Annotated in this window: 13 protein-coding genes; 7 read left to right on the top strand and 6 right to left on the bottom strand. The window is 59.3% G+C overall.

Features of this window, described 5'->3' with window-relative positions; genetic code table 11:
- Nucleotides 1–14 precede the first annotated feature (14 nt).
- The 3 genes from mutL to dgt form a co-directional block, all read right to left on the bottom strand.
- Nucleotides 15–1,871 carry a DNA mismatch repair endonuclease MutL gene (gene mutL / locus P2W41_RS14815; protein ID WP_404933570.1) on the bottom strand — a complete coding sequence of 619 codons (1,857 nt, stop codon included), beginning with the start codon at nucleotides 1,869–1,871 and terminating at the stop codon, nucleotides 15–17.
- A 971-nt stretch (nucleotides 1,872–2,842) separates the two neighbouring features.
- The gene (locus tag P2W41_RS14810) at nucleotides 2,843–3,610 is read right to left on the bottom strand and encodes a hypothetical protein (protein WP_404933569.1); all 768 of its coding nucleotides are present in this window, start codon (nucleotides 3,608–3,610) and stop codon (nucleotides 2,843–2,845) included.
- Nucleotides 3,594–5,114, bottom strand: coding sequence for a dGTP triphosphohydrolase (dgt, locus tag P2W41_RS14805; RefSeq protein WP_404933568.1), 1,521 nt, complete (start codon nucleotides 5,112–5,114; stop codon nucleotides 3,594–3,596). Before dgt ends, P2W41_RS14810 begins: the two co-directional genes overlap by 17 nt.
- Nucleotides 5,115–5,494: 380 nt before the next feature.
- Here dgt and P2W41_RS14800 point away from each other — a divergent pair, with 380 nt between their 5' ends.
- The 3 genes from P2W41_RS14800 (at nucleotide 5,495) to tdh (ending at nucleotide 9,246) form a co-directional block, all read left to right on the top strand.
- On the top strand, nucleotides 5,495–6,706 hold the full coding sequence (locus P2W41_RS14800) for an acyl-CoA dehydrogenase (protein ID WP_404934988.1): 1,212 nt from the start codon (nucleotides 5,495–5,497) through the stop codon (nucleotides 6,704–6,706).
- Nucleotides 6,707–6,984: 278 nt separating this feature from the next.
- The gene (locus P2W41_RS14795; RefSeq protein WP_404933567.1) at nucleotides 6,985–8,172 is read left to right on the top strand and encodes a glycine C-acetyltransferase; all 1,188 of its coding nucleotides are present in this window, start codon (nucleotides 6,985–6,987) and stop codon (nucleotides 8,170–8,172) included.
- A 39-nt stretch (nucleotides 8,173–8,211) separates the two neighbouring features.
- On the top strand, nucleotides 8,212–9,246 hold the full coding sequence (gene tdh, locus P2W41_RS14790; RefSeq protein WP_404933566.1) for an L-threonine 3-dehydrogenase: 1,035 nt from the start codon (nucleotides 8,212–8,214) through the stop codon (nucleotides 9,244–9,246).
- Between the two features lie 3 nt (nucleotides 9,247–9,249).
- Here the strand turns inward: tdh and P2W41_RS14785 are convergent, their stop codons facing one another.
- Genes P2W41_RS14785 through P2W41_RS14775 form a run of 3 tightly spaced genes read right to left on the bottom strand, consistent with a single transcriptional unit; the run spans nucleotide 9,250 to nucleotide 10,409 of the window.
- A complete protein-coding gene (locus P2W41_RS14785; RefSeq protein ID WP_292899404.1) occupies nucleotides 9,250–9,657 on the bottom strand; it encodes a type II toxin-antitoxin system VapC family toxin in 408 nt (135 codons plus the stop codon).
- Nucleotides 9,654–9,923, bottom strand: coding sequence for a type II toxin-antitoxin system Phd/YefM family antitoxin (locus tag P2W41_RS14780; protein WP_404933565.1), 270 nt, complete (start codon nucleotides 9,921–9,923; stop codon nucleotides 9,654–9,656). Before P2W41_RS14780 ends, P2W41_RS14785 begins: the two co-directional genes overlap by 4 nt.
- Nucleotides 9,924–9,962: 39 nt before the next feature.
- A complete protein-coding gene (locus P2W41_RS14775; RefSeq protein WP_292899408.1) occupies nucleotides 9,963–10,409 on the bottom strand; it encodes a MarR family winged helix-turn-helix transcriptional regulator in 447 nt (148 codons plus the stop codon).
- A gap of 109 nt (nucleotides 10,410–10,518) precedes the next feature.
- Here P2W41_RS14775 and hmgA point away from each other — a divergent pair, with 109 nt between their 5' ends.
- From hmgA to P2W41_RS14755, 4 genes are all read left to right on the top strand, one after another.
- Nucleotides 10,519–11,832 carry a homogentisate 1,2-dioxygenase gene (hmgA, locus tag P2W41_RS14770; RefSeq protein ID WP_292899410.1) on the top strand — a complete coding sequence of 438 codons (1,314 nt, stop codon included), beginning with the start codon at nucleotides 10,519–10,521 and terminating at the stop codon, nucleotides 11,830–11,832.
- 91 nt (nucleotides 11,833–11,923) lie between these two features.
- Nucleotides 11,924–12,940, top strand: coding sequence for a fumarylacetoacetate hydrolase family protein (locus tag P2W41_RS14765; protein ID WP_404933563.1), 1,017 nt, complete (start codon nucleotides 11,924–11,926; stop codon nucleotides 12,938–12,940).
- A 3-nt stretch (nucleotides 12,941–12,943) separates the two neighbouring features.
- Nucleotides 12,944–13,279 carry a hypothetical protein gene (locus P2W41_RS14760; protein ID WP_292899414.1) on the top strand — a complete coding sequence of 112 codons (336 nt, stop codon included), beginning with the start codon at nucleotides 12,944–12,946 and terminating at the stop codon, nucleotides 13,277–13,279.
- Between the two features lie 24 nt (nucleotides 13,280–13,303).
- The gene (locus tag P2W41_RS14755) at nucleotides 13,304–14,254 is read left to right on the top strand and encodes an MBL fold metallo-hydrolase (RefSeq protein WP_292899416.1); all 951 of its coding nucleotides are present in this window, start codon (nucleotides 13,304–13,306) and stop codon (nucleotides 14,252–14,254) included.
- The last annotated feature ends 4 nt before the right edge of the window (nucleotides 14,255–14,258 follow it).

The following is a 14,258-nucleotide window of genomic DNA, read 5'->3' as shown; positions in this document are numbered from 1 at the left end:
TCAAGCATCTCGCATCACCGCCGGCCGAACAGCCGCTCGATATCGGTCAGCTTCAACTCGATATAGGTCGGGCGGCCGTGATTGCACGTGCCGGAGCCGGGCGTTGCCTCCATCTGGCGCAAGAGCGCGTTCATCTCTTCGGCCCTGAGCCGCCGTCCGGAGCGCACCGAGCCATGACAGGCCATGGTGGCGGCGATATGGTCGACCCGCTCCTTCAGCGTGTCGGCGGTATCACTCTCGGCGATCTCGTCGGCAAGATCGCGCACGAGCTGCGGCACATCCACCTTGCCCAGCATGGAGGGCGTTTCGCGCACGGCGATGGCGCCGGGGCCAAACCGCTCCAGCCCCAGGCCGAACCGGGCGAGGAACTCCGCATGGGCGGACAGCCGGTCGGCATCCTCTTCCGGCATGTCGACAATCTCCGGCAAAAGCAGCATCTGCGCGGGGAGGGGGCGGGCATGCAGCGCCTCTTTCAGCGCCTCATAGACAAGGCGCTCATGGGCGGCGTGCTGGTCGACGATGACGAGCGAATCCTCCGTCTGCGCGACGATGTAATTCTCATGCACCTGCGCCCGCGCGGCCCCGAGCGGCGCGCGCATCAGCTCAGGAGCCGCCTCCACTTCGCCCGCGCGCGCATCGGCAGAAAGCGCTGACCCCACATCGAATGCCGCCTGGCCGGGCTCGGCAAGGCCCGATGCCGTGCTCATCTCCAGCGGACGGGTGGGGGAGGTGGCCGCGCTCCAGCCGCCTGAGGGGCGGGGTGGTGGCGTGTAGCGCTGTGGCGTGGCGTGGCCCGCTGCCCGCTGCTCCGGCCGCTGGAAGGCGGCGAGCATGGCGTCGGCCCCGGAGGTGGAGGCGCGCATGCCGCTCATCTCCAGCGCATGGCGGATCGCGCCGACGATCAGCCCGCGCACCAGCCCCGGATCGCGAAAGCGCACATCGGCCTTGGCCGGGTGCACATTGACATCGACCAGCGCCGGGTCGAGCGTGATGAACAGCGCCGCCACCGCATGCCGGTCGCGCGGCAGCGCATCCATATAGGCGCCGCGAATGGCGCCGGTCAGAAGCTTGTCGCGCACGGGCCGGCCATTCACATAGAAATATTGCAGCATCGCATTGCCGCGCGAAAAGGAGGGGATCGAGGCATGGCCCGAAAGGGAAACGCCCTCGCGCTCCGCCTCGATGGGCAGCGTGTTTTCGGCAAAGTCGCGGCCCATCACCTGCGCGATGCGGCGCAAGAGCCCCTCGCCATCGGCGGGCACGGCGGGCAGCTCCAGCGTGTTGCGGTCGGAGCCCGTCAGCGTGAAGCGCACATGGGGGAAGGCGAGCGCCATGCGCTTCACCACCTCGGTGATGGCGGCGGTTTCGGCGCGCTCGCTCTTCATGAATTTGAGCCTTGCGGGCGTGGCGAAAAAGAGGTCGCGCACCTCCACCGTCGTGCCGCGATTGGCGGCGACGGGCCTGACCGCTGAAACGCGCCCGCCCTCAACGGAAATCTCCGCCGCACTGTCGGCCCCTTCGGGCCGCGAGCGCAGCGAAAGCCTCGCCACCGAGCCGATGGAGGGCAGCGCCTCGCCGCGAAAGCCGAGCGAGCGAATGTCATGAATGTCGTCGGTGAGTTTCGACGTGCAATGGCGCGAGACGGCGAGCGGCAGCTCTTCCGGCGGCATGCCGCCGCCATTGTCGGTGACGCGGATCAGCGAAAGCCCGCCGCCGGCGGTCGCCACCTCGATGCGCGTCGCGCCCGCATCGAGCGCGTTTTCCACCAGCTCTTTCACCACGCTCGCCGGCCGCTCGATCACCTCACCAGCGGCGATCTGGTTGATCACGGTATCGGTGAGCTGGCGGATGGTGCGGGGGGCTGTGGTCATGGCTGCGATTTTACGGGGATTCGGGGGTGGGGAGAAGGGTGGGGCGGTGATGAAGGCCGCCTTCTCCCCACCTGTGGGGAGAAGGTGCCGGCAGGCGGATGAGGGGGGCGCTGGTGCTTTTCCACAGTCGCTGCATCGCCGTGCCTTCACCCTCATCCTGAGCTTGTCGAAGGGCGGGGGTGAAGGCATGCACCACGCTTGCCGCTTCTGCACTTCATGCCGCCCTCGCCCTTCGACAAGCTCAGGATGAGGGCTGTGTGGGCCCGGCTCATACACCCCCCGTCATCCCGGGCTTGACCCGGGACCCATTGAGAAACGGGGCCGGGTGCCGCAGAGGGCGCAACCACTGGCGCGGGTGCGAGACCCCGGCCGCGCCCTGCATGCTCTTCCAATGGGTCCCGGATAGCCTGCGGCTTCCGGGATGACGGGGGTGGGGATGCGGGCGGGGCCGGCTTTCCATGGGGTGCGCCTCCGCTCCCGCACGGCTTCGCCGCCGGGGTTTGCACAGTTTCGGGAAGACGGGCGGCCAAAGCGTCGCGCGTCTTAAGTAGGTATGCGACCCTCGGGCCGCCCGTCCGGCCGCTGTCCCGACTGTTGGCCGATCACTCGGGCGGGGTGCGCCCTAGCGGCTTCTCCGCAACCGGTCTTGCAACCGGCCGCCGGCCTTTCGCGGGCCCTCACATGCCTTGAGCCACCGATGCCCAAGGGGGAGGCTGCCGCCGCCCTTCCTGATCCCCGGCTCCGGACCCGGCTCCCGACAAGGGCGATGGGGGGATTATAAATGACGTTTTGGGGGCGGGGATAAAATTGGGGGGATGGGGGGTGGACAGTGGTTGTAGCCGCGATTCAAGGGTTGCAGAGGGCGGAAGGAAGGTGGTGGGTACAAATCGATCTCCATCCATAATCCTCAATTTATCCGCTTGAATGTAATGCCTTCTTATAAGAATTGAATTAAATTTTATGCGGCCCTACTATAGGTTTGGTAGGAAAAGTTGAACTTGGCGAGTGAATTCTTTTGGGTCAAAAAGGTGTTTTTCTTTGTTTATATGAAGATCTAATTCTTTCTTTAGGTGTTTATTGATGAGGGTGTCCAGATAACTCGTTTTAAAGGAGCGGAGTTCATAATCTCTGAGGCAGTCCCAGCCAAATTCATCTATGACCTCAGATACAAATCGCGAAAGTTTAGGCCCCCATTTGAAGTCTTTAAGTAATGCATATCGGATTGCCCTGACAGCATTGCCTTTAGGATTTGGGTTTGGTCGGAGATTGATTTCCAATATCTTGCGGGCCAGATGGTCGAAGTAACCCTCTTTCATATGTAGGCATTTTTTATCGAGGTCATAAATGATAGCGTCACAACTAAAGAACGTAGCTTCTCGCAAGTCGCTGATATCGCGGATATGGATATGACCTTGCTGGTGTGCCCAAGTATTTTCTAAGGGCCATACATCTATCTGCCATTTCTTTGACGGAAGTGAGTAGCCGCCAAATCGATTTACACGCGCACCTACAGAGCGCATTTTTTGTTCAAAGGATCGAAGGTCATCAGGAACAATAACGAAGTCAAGGTCGGATCTGAAAGCTGCATTGCCAAATAACGCGACATCGCGCAGCATGCCTCCAATCAGTGCAATATCACCGTACGCACGAAGCTCACTCACTGTCCTGCGGACGTCATCGCGTCCACGATAGGGTGAATTCAGAAAGTACTGAATTTTCTTTTTAAGATGGTGTTCCATTGATTGGTTGCATCTTGCGGTAATGTTTCAATAAGTCATCGTGTAGGTCGATGCAGAACTGATCTGTCATTCCTGACACCATATCGGTGAGCAGTTGCATTTCCTTGTAGCGTATAGGTAGGCCAACATCTTGGTGGTACTGGACGACTTTACCTTCAAAAATCCGGCGATAGTTCTTGGATATTCTACTGTACACATAAGTTGAGAATGGAGAAGTCCTATCACTATCGAGCTTTCTGTAGTCTCTACGTTCGCTTATCCCCATCCATAGAAAATCCATAAGGCGGTTGAGTGTGTTGTACCCATTAAGCTCAACCTCTAGTACGGTTTTGTGGCTAAAAGCGTTTTTCCTATCAAATTCTTTTAGTGCTCTACAAAGTTCTGATGCTTTGGATTTTTTAATTAGTTCATCGGAAAATGAGCCCGTTACAATGTCATTGTAATTGTTATCGAATGCCTCTGCTGTGGCCGCGACCATCAGATGGATCGCATGTACTCGAAACTTCTGCGTTGCCACATCTTGTAGTTCGCTCGGGGGGAGGTTTTGCTCCCGAAGTTTATCGTATTCCCACCTTGATAATTCACAAAGGTGGCGTACGACGCTATCAATCTTGTTGTCACCATCTGGGTGGTACTCCAACGAGGATAAGAGGTCGTTGAGCGACGCCAACCCCTTTTTGATGGCGTCTTCTGCGTCAAGTACTGAGTATGCAATATCATCGCACGCCTCCATTACCAATGCGAGCGGGTGGCGGGCGTCTTGCTGTAATCCGGTGTATTGTCGTATTTTTTCAACTATTTTTGCCTCAGAGGCGAAAAATCCAACCTTCTTCCGTGAATGTTTTTCTTTATCAGTTTGATCTGATGAGGAAACGTATTTCATAATGGAGGATAGCGTTCCCAAGGTTAAGTTGAGGCCTAAATCATCTCCTATCACTTGGAGTTTTGTGAGTACTCTTAGGGTTTGTGCATTTCCTTCGAATTTTAGGAAGTCATTCTTATGTTGCTCTGTAAGGTTTGATACGTCCTCGTGTATATCTCCAAATTTTCCTTTATCTGGAGGTGTGAAGAGCTCCCTTGCGTTCCTCTGAAACCACGCGCGAATGGCATTCTCTCCTTGGTGCCCAAACGGAGGATTGCCGATGTCATGAGCAAGCCCTACAGCTGCTAGAATGGCGGGTATTTTTCGAATAGCGTCAACTGGCAACCTGTCTTGGTGCTTGATAGCTATTTCTATGCCTAGTGAGCGTGCAAGATTTGCAACCTCGTAAGAGTGCGTCAAACGCGTCCTAATACTCTCAATACTTTCGAGCGGAAACACTTGGGTTTTATCGCCCATGCGCCTAAAGGGGGTTGAGAATAGAATGCGGTCGTGATCGCGCTCATGGGGTAATCGAAACTGACCCTTTGCGAAGCCGGGGCCTTCGGGTCTGGCGTCAGGTTTCGTCTCTACGAGCAGGTCTTTGAAACGCTCTTCACAAAGAAATTTTGACCAGACATCCATTCCTGTGCGTCTTCCCCTCGAGATTTCCTATGAAATCCGACTCATTCATGCTGTCAAACAACACTTATCAAAGCCGTCTGTTTATATCCAGCCATCCGGCCCTTTTCAGAGCGAGCTAAAGCTGCACAACTGCATCAAGAACTGTCCCCAATCCATCCCCTCCCGTCACAATCCCCTTCCAAAAAATCATTTTAAGCTTGAAGCAATCTCGCATAGGATGCTGTATGCTCCGCTCAGGCGTCAGGAGTGCAAGCGCCCTTGCGGCGCGCAGGGCACCCTCTGGCGAAGGGTTTTTCCGCATTTGCGCGGAGGTCAGGTGAGACCATCTGGCTGCAGAAGGCTTGAAAGAGCGCAACCGCATCAGGAAGGCATGAATGAACATGGAAGCACAGAAATCCGCGGCGAAATCGTCAAAATCGACTTTCGTGTGGGACGATCCCTTCCTCATGGAAGAGCAGCTCACCGATGAAGAGCGCATGATCCGCGATGCGGCAGCCGCCTTCGCCGCAGACAAGCTCGCCCCGCGCATCGAACATGCATATATGAACGAGGAAACCGACCCGGACATCTTCCGCGAGATGGGCGCGGCGGGGCTTCTGGGCGTGACGGTGCCGGAGGAATATGGCGGCGTGGGTGCCGGCTATGTGTCCTACGGGCTGGTGGCGCGCGAGGTGGAGCGCATCGATTCGGGCTATCGCTCCATGATGAGCGTGCAGTCCTCGCTGGTGATGTACCCGATCCATGCCTATGGCTCGGAAGAACAGCGCAAGAAATATCTGCCGAAACTGGCGTCGGGCGAGTGGATCGGCTGTTTCGGCCTGACCGAGCCGGATGCGGGCTCCGATCCCGGCGGCATGAAGACGCGTGCCGACAAGATCGACGGCGGCTACAGGCTCACCGGCTCGAAAATGTGGATCTCCAATTCGCCGATTGCCGATGTGTTCGTGGTGTGGGCGAAATCGGCGGCCCATGGCGGCAAGATCCGCGGTTTCGTGCTGGAAAAGGGCATGAAGGGGCTTTCCGCGCCGAAGATCGGCGGCAAGCTTTCGCTGCGCGCCTCGATCACCGGCGAGATCGTGATGGACGGCGTGGAAGTGGGCGAGGATGCGCTTTTGCCCAATGCGGAAGGGCTTGGCGGGCCGTTCGGCTGTCTGAACCGCGCGCGCTATGGCATTTCCTGGGGCGCGATGGGGGCGGCGGAAGATTGCTGGCACCGGGCGCGGCAATATGGGCTCGACCGCAAGCAGTTCGACAAGCCGCTGGCGCAGACGCAGCTTTTCCAGAAGAAGCTCGCCGACATGCAGACGGAAATCGCGCTTGGGCTTCAGGGGAGCCTGCGCGTTGGCCGGCTGTTCGACGAGGGCAAGATGGCGCCGGAGATGATCTCGGTCGTCAAGCGTAACAATTGCGGCAAGGCGCTGGAGATTGCGCGCATGGCACGCGACATGCATGGCGGCAACGGTATCCAGATCGAATATCACGTGATGCGCCATGCGCAGAACCTGGAAACGGTGAACACCTATGAGGGCACGCATGACGTTCACGCGCTGATCCTCGGCCGCGCGCAGACGGGGCTGCAGGCGTTTTTCTGATCGGGTGAGCGTGCGCGTTTCGCGCCGGCGAATTGAGAAGGGGCGGGTGCTGCGGTGCCTGCCTCTTTTTTTGTTGACGGTGGAGAAGCTGGGCTCGTTGTTTGAGATTGGCTGGAACGTTGAAGTCCCCCTCTCCCGGCGCGCGGGGAGAGGGTAAGGGTGAGGGGCGGGCGCTTTGCGGCGTGGCGGAAGAGCATTGCAGAAAAGTCGATGGTCGAAAGCGTCATCGCTCTGTAGTAGAGGAGGGAAAGCCTGTCCCCGTTCGATCCGAGGTGTTCATGACCGCGTCTTTTCTCTCCCATCTGCGCTCCGAACTCGATGGCCTGAAAGAGGCGGGGCTTTACAAGTCCGAACGGGTCATCACCTCCATGCAGTCGGCTGAGATCGAGAGCGGCGGGCGGACGGTTTTGAACTTCTGCGCCAACAATTATCTGGGCCTTGCCGACAATGAAGAGCTGCGCGAGGCGGCCAAGGCAGCGCTTGACCGCTATGGCTACGGCATGGCCTCGGTGCGCTTCATCTGCGGCACGCAGGAGGAGCACAAGGAGCTGGAAGCGAAGATTTCCGGCTTTTTGGGCTATGAGGACACGATCCTCTATTCCTCGTGCTTCGATGCCAATGCGGGGCTTTTCGAGACGCTGCTGGGGCCGGAAGACGCGATCATCTCCGATGCGCTCAACCATGCTTCGATCATCGATGGCGTGCGGCTTTGCAAGGCCGAGCGCCATCGCTATGCCAACAACGACATGGCAGCGCTCGAAGAGTGTCTGAAGAAGGCCGAGGGCGCGCGCTTCAGGCTGATTGCCACTGATGGCGTTTTCTCCATGGATGGCATCGTCGCCAATCTGGGCGCGGTCTGCGATCTCGCCGAAAAATACGATGCGATGGTGATGGTGGACGACAGCCATGCGGTCGGTTTCGTGGGCGAGAACGGGCGCGGCACGCCGGAGCATTGCGGCGTGGAAGGCCGGGTCGACATCATGACGGGCACGCTCGGTAAGGCGCTGGGCGGGGCCTCTGGCGGCTATACCTGTGCGAAGGCGGAGGTGGTGGACTGGCTGCGCCAGCGCTCGCGGCCCTATCTCTTTTCCAACACGCTGGCCCCGGTGATCGCGGCGGCTTCGCTAAAAGTGTTCGACATGGTGGCGGGCGGCGGGGCCCTGCGCAAAAGGCTTTACGACAATGCGGCACGCTTTCGCGCGGGGATGGAGAAATACGGCTTTAAGCTTGCCGGTGCCGATCACCCGATCATTCCGGTGATGCTGGGCGATGCAGCCCTTGCGGAGAAAATGGCTGCGCGGCTTCTGGAGGAAGGGATCTATGTGATCGGCTTCTCCTTCCCCGTGGTGCCGAAAGGGGCTGCCCGCATCCGCACGCAGATGTCGGCGGCGCATTCGGCCGAGGATATTGACCGCGCGGTGGAGGCGTTTGGAAAGATCGGGCGTGAGCTTGGGGTGATCGCGTAGGCGCGGATCGCAGATTTCGCTTTGGAAGGATAATCGACCATGTCCAACATGATGAAGGCGCTCGTGAAATCCAGACCCGAGGAAGGGCTCTGGATGGAGCGGGTTCCGGTGCCCGAAGTGGGGCCCAATGACGTGCTCATCAAGGTCAGGAAAACCGCGATCTGCGGCACGGATGTGCATATCTGGAACTGGGACGAGTGGGCGCGAAACACGGTGCCGGTGCCGCTGGTGACGGGGCATGAATTCGTCGGCGAGGTGACGGAGGTCGGCTCGGCGGTGACGGAGTATAAGCCCGGCCAGCGCGTTTCGGGCGAGGGGCACATCGTGTGCGGCCATTGCCGCAACTGCCGGGCGGGCCGCGGACATCTGTGTCACAACACGCTGGGCGTGGGGGTTCACCGCGCCGGTGCCTTTGCCGAGTTCATCGCACTGCCGCAGCACAATGTGGTGCCCATTCCCGACAACATTCCAGATGAGATCGCGGCGATCTTCGATCCGCTGGGCAATGCCGTTCACACCGCACTTTCCTTCGATCTCGTTGGCGAGGATGTGCTGGTGACGGGGGCGGGGCCGATCGGCATCATGGGCGCGCTGGTGGCGCAGGCCGTGGGCGCGCGCAAGGTGGTCATCACCGATATCAATCCCGGCCGGCTGGAGCTTGCAAAGAAGCTCGGCGTTCAGCACACGGTGAACGCGGCAGAGGAAACTCTGGCGGAGGTGATGCGCCAGCTCGGCATGACCGAGGGGTTTGATGTGGGGCTTGAAATGTCGGGCGCAGCCCCCGCCTTCCGCGACATGATCGACGCCATGAACAATGGCGGCAAGATCGCCATTTTAGGCATCGCACCGGCGGGCTTCGAGATCGACTGGAACAAGGTCATCTTCAAGATGCTGCATCTGAAGGGCATCTATGGACGCGAGATGTTCGAGACCTGGTACAAGATGATCGCGCTGGTGCAGACGCGGCTCGATGTGCGCGATCTGATCACCCACCGCATCAATGTGGACGATTTCCGCGACGGTTTCGATGCGATGCGCACCGGCAAGGCCGGCAAGGTGGTGATGAGCTGGTAGCCGCTACGAGGCGAACAGGGATATGCTTTCTGCGACTGCAGCCGAGGCGAGTTTGCGGTCGAGTGTCGCCAGCGGCACTGCGTGGCGCTGGGCGATCTCCAGATAGGAGGCGTCATAGACCGTCAGCCCGTGCGCGCGGCTGAGGCGTAGCATCGCCGCAGGGTCGATGTCGTCGTCGATGAGGATTGGATGGTCGTAAAGCGCGTCGAGGATGGTCTGTGTGATGGCCGGCGTGTGTCGTTTTCGGCGCTCGCACATGACAAGCAGGTTGCATATCTCGAACCACCAGATCGGCGGCACGATGGCCTGCGAGGTGAGAAGGCTTTCCTGCACGGCAAGGGCCAGATCATGATCCTCGTCGGGCAAAAGCCAGGCGGCGGTTATCGACGCGTCGAGCACGAACCGCGTCAATAGCGGTGACCCTCATGTTTCCATGCAAGCATGTCGTCCAGTGACGTCGCTGTTTTGGGAAGGGTATCGCGCAGGGTGCGCAGCTTCCGGACCGCATTGTCAGCGCGTGTCTGCGCAGCCGTCTCGATCTGATCGGGGACAATGCGCGCCACCGTCTTGCCGTGACGTGTGATGAGTATGGTCTCACCCCGTTCGACATCGCCAAGTAGGGCGGCGAACCGGGACTTTGCTTCTGTTGCAGTCAGTGTTTTCATCTCAATGGTCATTTTAACTGGTCAATTTGACCATAATATGGGATGTGAACGCTAATCCGTCAACACGGCGCGCTCCAGCGCCGCGAGGCCTTCAAGGAGTGCGGCGCGCTCCTTTGGCTTCATGCGGGCCAGCAGCTTCGTCTCAAAACCGTGCGCGACTGGCACCATGTCTTCATAGGCTTTCTGGCCGGTCTTGCTGAGTGTCAGTCGCTCGACGCGACGATCCTGCGGGTCGGGCGTACGCACCAGCCAGCGGCGTGTTTCCAGAGCGGCAACCGCGCGGCTCACCTTGGTCTTGTGCATGGACGAATGCGCACCGATCTCGGTTGCCGTCATCATGCCGAACTGTCCGATGGTGGCAAGTGTGCGCCACTCTGGCCGCGTCAGACCGAGGCGGGCGCGGTAGGCTTGGGAGAAATCGCGGCTGATCGCATCGGTGAGACGCGTGAGGCGATAGGGAAGGAAATGTTCCAGGGCAAGCGTGGGCCTATCGGTCATGACGATCCTTCCTGAAGCGCTGTGTTTTCCTTGTGTCTCGTTGATAGTTACATTCGCCATGGTTACGATTGCAACCAATTCCTGACTTCCCCATTGCATGGAGGATCGAATGACCGTGCAGTACATGCCGGGTTTCGGCAATGATTTTGAGACAGAGAGCCTGCCGGGCGCTTTGCCACAGGGGCAGAATTCACCGCAAAGGCCGGCCTATGGCCTCTATGCAGAGCAGCTTTCGGGTTCCCCCTTCACCGCCCCGCGCGGCACCAATGAACGCTCCTGGCTCTACCGTATTCGCCCGAGCGTGAAGCACACCGGGCGCTTTAAGGCGGTGCATTTCGATGAATGGAAGTCTGCGCCCAACATCAACGACCATCAACTGTCGCTTGGGCAATTGCGCTGGGATCCCACCCCGATCCCCAACGAGGAAACCGCTTTTCTTTCCGGTGTGCGCACCATGACGACGGCGGGTGACGTCCAGGGGCAGGCCGGCATGGCCGCCCACATCTACGCCTTCAACACGTCGATGGTGGACGATTATTTCTTCAACGCCGATGGCGAACTGATGCTGGTGCCGCAGGAAGGCGGTGTGCGGCTGAAGACCGAGATGGGCATCATCGAGATCGAGCCCGGCGAAATCGCCGTCATGCCGCGCGGCATGATCTTTCAGGTCGAGCTGATGGACGGGCCGGCGCGCGGCTATATGTGCGAAAATTACGGCGCCAAGTTCACTCTGCCGGATCGCGGTCCGATCGGCGCGAACTGCCTCGCCAACCCGCGCGATTTCAAGACGCCGGTTGCCTGGTATGAGGAAAAGGAAAAGCCCTGCCGGCTGTTCGTCAAATGGTGTGGCCAGTTCCATATGACCGAAATTGGCCATTCACCGCTCGATGTGGTGGCCTGGCATGGCAACTACGCGCCCTACAAATACGATCTTTCCACCTTCTCGCCGGTGGGGGCGATCCTGTTCGATCATCCCGATCCGTCGATCTTCACGGTGCTGACTGCCCCTTCTGGCGAAGAGGGTACGGCCAATATCGACTTCGTCATCTTCCCGCCGCGCTGGATGGTGGCCGAGCACACATTCCGCCCGCCCTGGTATCACCGCAACATCATGAGTGAGTTCATGGGGCTGATCAAAGGTCAGTATGATGCCAAGGAAGAGGGTTTTGTGCCGGGTGGCGCCTCGCTGCACAACATGATGCTGCCGCACGGACCAGACGCTTTTGGCTTTGAAAAGGCGAGCCATGGCGAACTGAAGCCGGTGAAGCTGGAAGAGACCATGGCCTTCATGTTCGAGACGCGCTTTCCCCAGCACCTCACGCGTTACGCTGCCGAGACAGACACGCTGCAGGAAAACTACATCGACTGCTGGAAGGATCTGAAAAAGCGTTTCAACGGCACACCGGAAGGCGACTGGTCCTGATCGACCGGAGCGGCCACAAAAGATATGATCGGCGTCGGTCCGCTGGACCTGCGCCGATTGCGCGTCTCCCCCAACGCATAAAGGACACTGCATGAAACTCGCCACGCTCAAGAACGGAACGCGCGACGGCAGGCTGGTCGTCGTCTCTCGTGACCTGACACGCTGCACGGATGCCTCCTTCCTCGCTCCGACGCTGCAGGCGGCACTGGACGACTGGGCGCGCATCGCTCCCCACCTGGCGGCGCTTTCCGAAAGCCTTGATCACGGCTCTGTACCTGCCGAACGCTTTCATGAGCATGATGCGCTTTCGCCATTGCCGCGCGCTTATCAGTGGGCGGATGGTTCGGCCTACGTCAATCACGTGGAACTGGTGCGAAAGGCGCGTGGCGCCGAAATGCCGGCGAGCTTCTGGGAAGATCCGCTCATGTATCAGGGTGGGTCCGATGCGTTTCTGGCGCCGCGCGACCCCATTCGCATGGCCGACGAGGCCTGGGGTATCGACATGGAAGGGGAGGTGGCGGTCATCGTCGACGACGTTCCGATGGGCGCCACACTGGAAACGGCACGAGAAGCCATCCGGCTTGTCATGCTGGTGAACGATGTTTCGCTGCGCGGGCTGATACCGGCAGAACTCGGCAAGGGTTTCGGCTTCTTTCAATCGAAGCCGTCTTCGGCCTTCTCGCCGGTCGCCGTTACGCCTGACGAACTCGGCGGTGCATGGGACGGCGGCAAGGTCTCGCTGCCGCTATGCGTGGACTATAACGGTAAACCCTTCGGCAGGGCCGATGCAGGCGTCGACATGACCTTCGACTTTCCGACGCTGATTGCCCACGCCGCCAAGACGCGTCCGCTCTGCGCTGGCACGATTATCGGTTCGGGCACCGTTTCAAACAAGCTGGATGGCGGACCCGGAAAGCCCGTTGACGACGGCGGTGTCGGCTACTCCTGTATTGCCGAGATCCGCATGATCGAGACGATAACACACGGTAAACCGAAGACGCCTTTCTTGCGCTTCGGTGACACAGTGCGTATCGAGATGAAAGACAGTGGGGGCCATTCCATCTTCGGCGCAATTGAACAGCGCGTCGAGGAATATCAGGAGCCCTAAAGAATGGCACTGAACCCTCTCAAGCGCACGGCGCTTGTTTTCGCGGCATTCAACCTGGTCGGGATTTCAATCCTGGCATGGGCGTTGAAGTCAGTTTTCGATGCGCTTTACGCCACTTCGCCTCAATGGATGGGAATTCTGCTGTCCTTGGTGTTCGTGGTAACCGTCATCGGCGTGAACGTGTTGCTGTCGATGCGTGCATATCGAATCGACAGCGGTTCGATGCTGACACGGGTGATGATCGTCTGGACGCTGATCTCGGCGGTGTCTGCAGTCGTGTTCAGTGCGCTCGATCCCTGGAGCATCATGAAGTCCCTGGCAGTCATGGTCGGGGCATAGTGTATTCAACGAGAAAGGCGCGTAATGGCCAAAGAGTTCGCATCCGCAGGTGATCTGACAGAAAAGACAATTTCGTTTGATGAAATCGGGCGGGACCTATGGGCTTTCACCGCCGAGGGTGATCCCAATTCGGGCATCATCATCGGCGACGAATCCGTGATGGTAATCGAGGCACAGGCGACGCCGAGACTGGCTGAAAAGGTGATCGAAAAGGTTCGCTCCGTCACCGACAAGCCGATCAGCCATCTGGTGCTGACGCATTATCATGCAGTGCGTGTTCTGGGTGCTTCTGCCTATAATGCGCCGACCATCATCATGAGCGACAAGGCGCGCTCCATGGTGGTGGAGCGGGGCAAGGAAGACTGGGATTCGGAATTCGTGCGCTTCCCACGTCTGTTTCAGGGGCACGAATCGATCCCCGGCCTGACCTGGCCGACGACCACGTTTTCCAGTTCCATGACGGTGTATCTCGGCAGGCGCCGGGTGGACCTCATGTTCCTCGGGCGGGCGCATACGGCCGGTGACATTGTGGCCTTCGTGCCGGACGCCAATGTGATGTTCACCGGTGACATCGTGGAGCATCATTCGGCCTGCTATTGCGGTGACGGTCATTTTCACGACTGGCCGACGACGCTGGAGGAAATTCGCGCATTCGATCTCGACGCCATCGCACCGGGTCGTGGCGGCGTGCTGGTTGGGCAGGCCATGGTCAATGAAGCGCTGGATCTGACCGGCGATTTCGTCGCGTCCACCTATCAGCCGGTGGCGCGCGTGGCGCAGGGCGGTGGCACGTTGAAAGAGGCGTGGGATGCCTGCCGCGCGGTGTGCGATCCGAAATTTTCCGACTATGCGATTTACGAGCATTGTCTGCCCTTCAACGTCGCACGTGCCTATGACGAGGCGCTCGGCATCGACACGCCGCGCATCTGGACGGCAGAGCGAGACAGGCAGATGTGGGAAGCGTTGCAGGGCTGATTGC

Origin of the sequence: Nitratireductor sp. L15S-10, from assembly GCF_045011005.1 — a bacterium.
Classification (GTDB): domain Bacteria; phylum Pseudomonadota; class Alphaproteobacteria; order Rhizobiales; family Rhizobiaceae; genus Nitratireductor.
This window is presented reverse-complemented; position numbering and strand designations above follow the sequence as displayed.

Coding starts and splice junctions, on each gene's coding strand:
- P2W41_RS14765 (WP_404933563.1), top strand. CDS start 11,924: ATGAAACTCGCCACGCTCAAGAACGGAACGCGCGACGGCAGGCTGGTC.
- hmgA (WP_292899410.1), top strand. CDS start 10,519: ATGACCGTGCAGTACATGCCGGGTTTCGGCAATGATTTTGAGACAGAG.
- P2W41_RS14775 (WP_292899408.1), bottom strand. CDS start 10,409: ATGACCGATAGGCCCACGCTTGCCCTGGAACATTTCCTTCCCTATCGC.
- P2W41_RS14755 (WP_292899416.1), top strand. CDS start 13,304: ATGGCCAAAGAGTTCGCATCCGCAGGTGATCTGACAGAAAAGACAATT.
- mutL (WP_404933570.1), bottom strand. CDS start 1,871: ATGACCACAGCCCCCCGCACCATCCGCCAGCTCACCGATACCGTGATC.
- P2W41_RS14810 (WP_404933569.1), bottom strand. CDS start 3,610: ATGGAACACCATCTTAAAAAGAAAATTCAGTACTTTCTGAATTCACCC.
- P2W41_RS14760 (WP_292899414.1), top strand. CDS start 12,944: ATGGCACTGAACCCTCTCAAGCGCACGGCGCTTGTTTTCGCGGCATTC.
- tdh (WP_404933566.1), top strand. CDS start 8,212: ATGTCCAACATGATGAAGGCGCTCGTGAAATCCAGACCCGAGGAAGGG.
- P2W41_RS14780 (WP_404933565.1), bottom strand. CDS start 9,923: ATGACCATTGAGATGAAAACACTGACTGCAACAGAAGCAAAGTCCCGG.
- dgt (WP_404933568.1), bottom strand. CDS start 5,114: ATGGATGTCTGGTCAAAATTTCTTTGTGAAGAGCGTTTCAAAGACCTG.
- P2W41_RS14800 (WP_404934988.1), top strand. CDS start 5,495: ATGGAAGCACAGAAATCCGCGGCGAAATCGTCAAAATCGACTTTCGTG.
- P2W41_RS14795 (WP_404933567.1), top strand. CDS start 6,985: ATGACCGCGTCTTTTCTCTCCCATCTGCGCTCCGAACTCGATGGCCTG.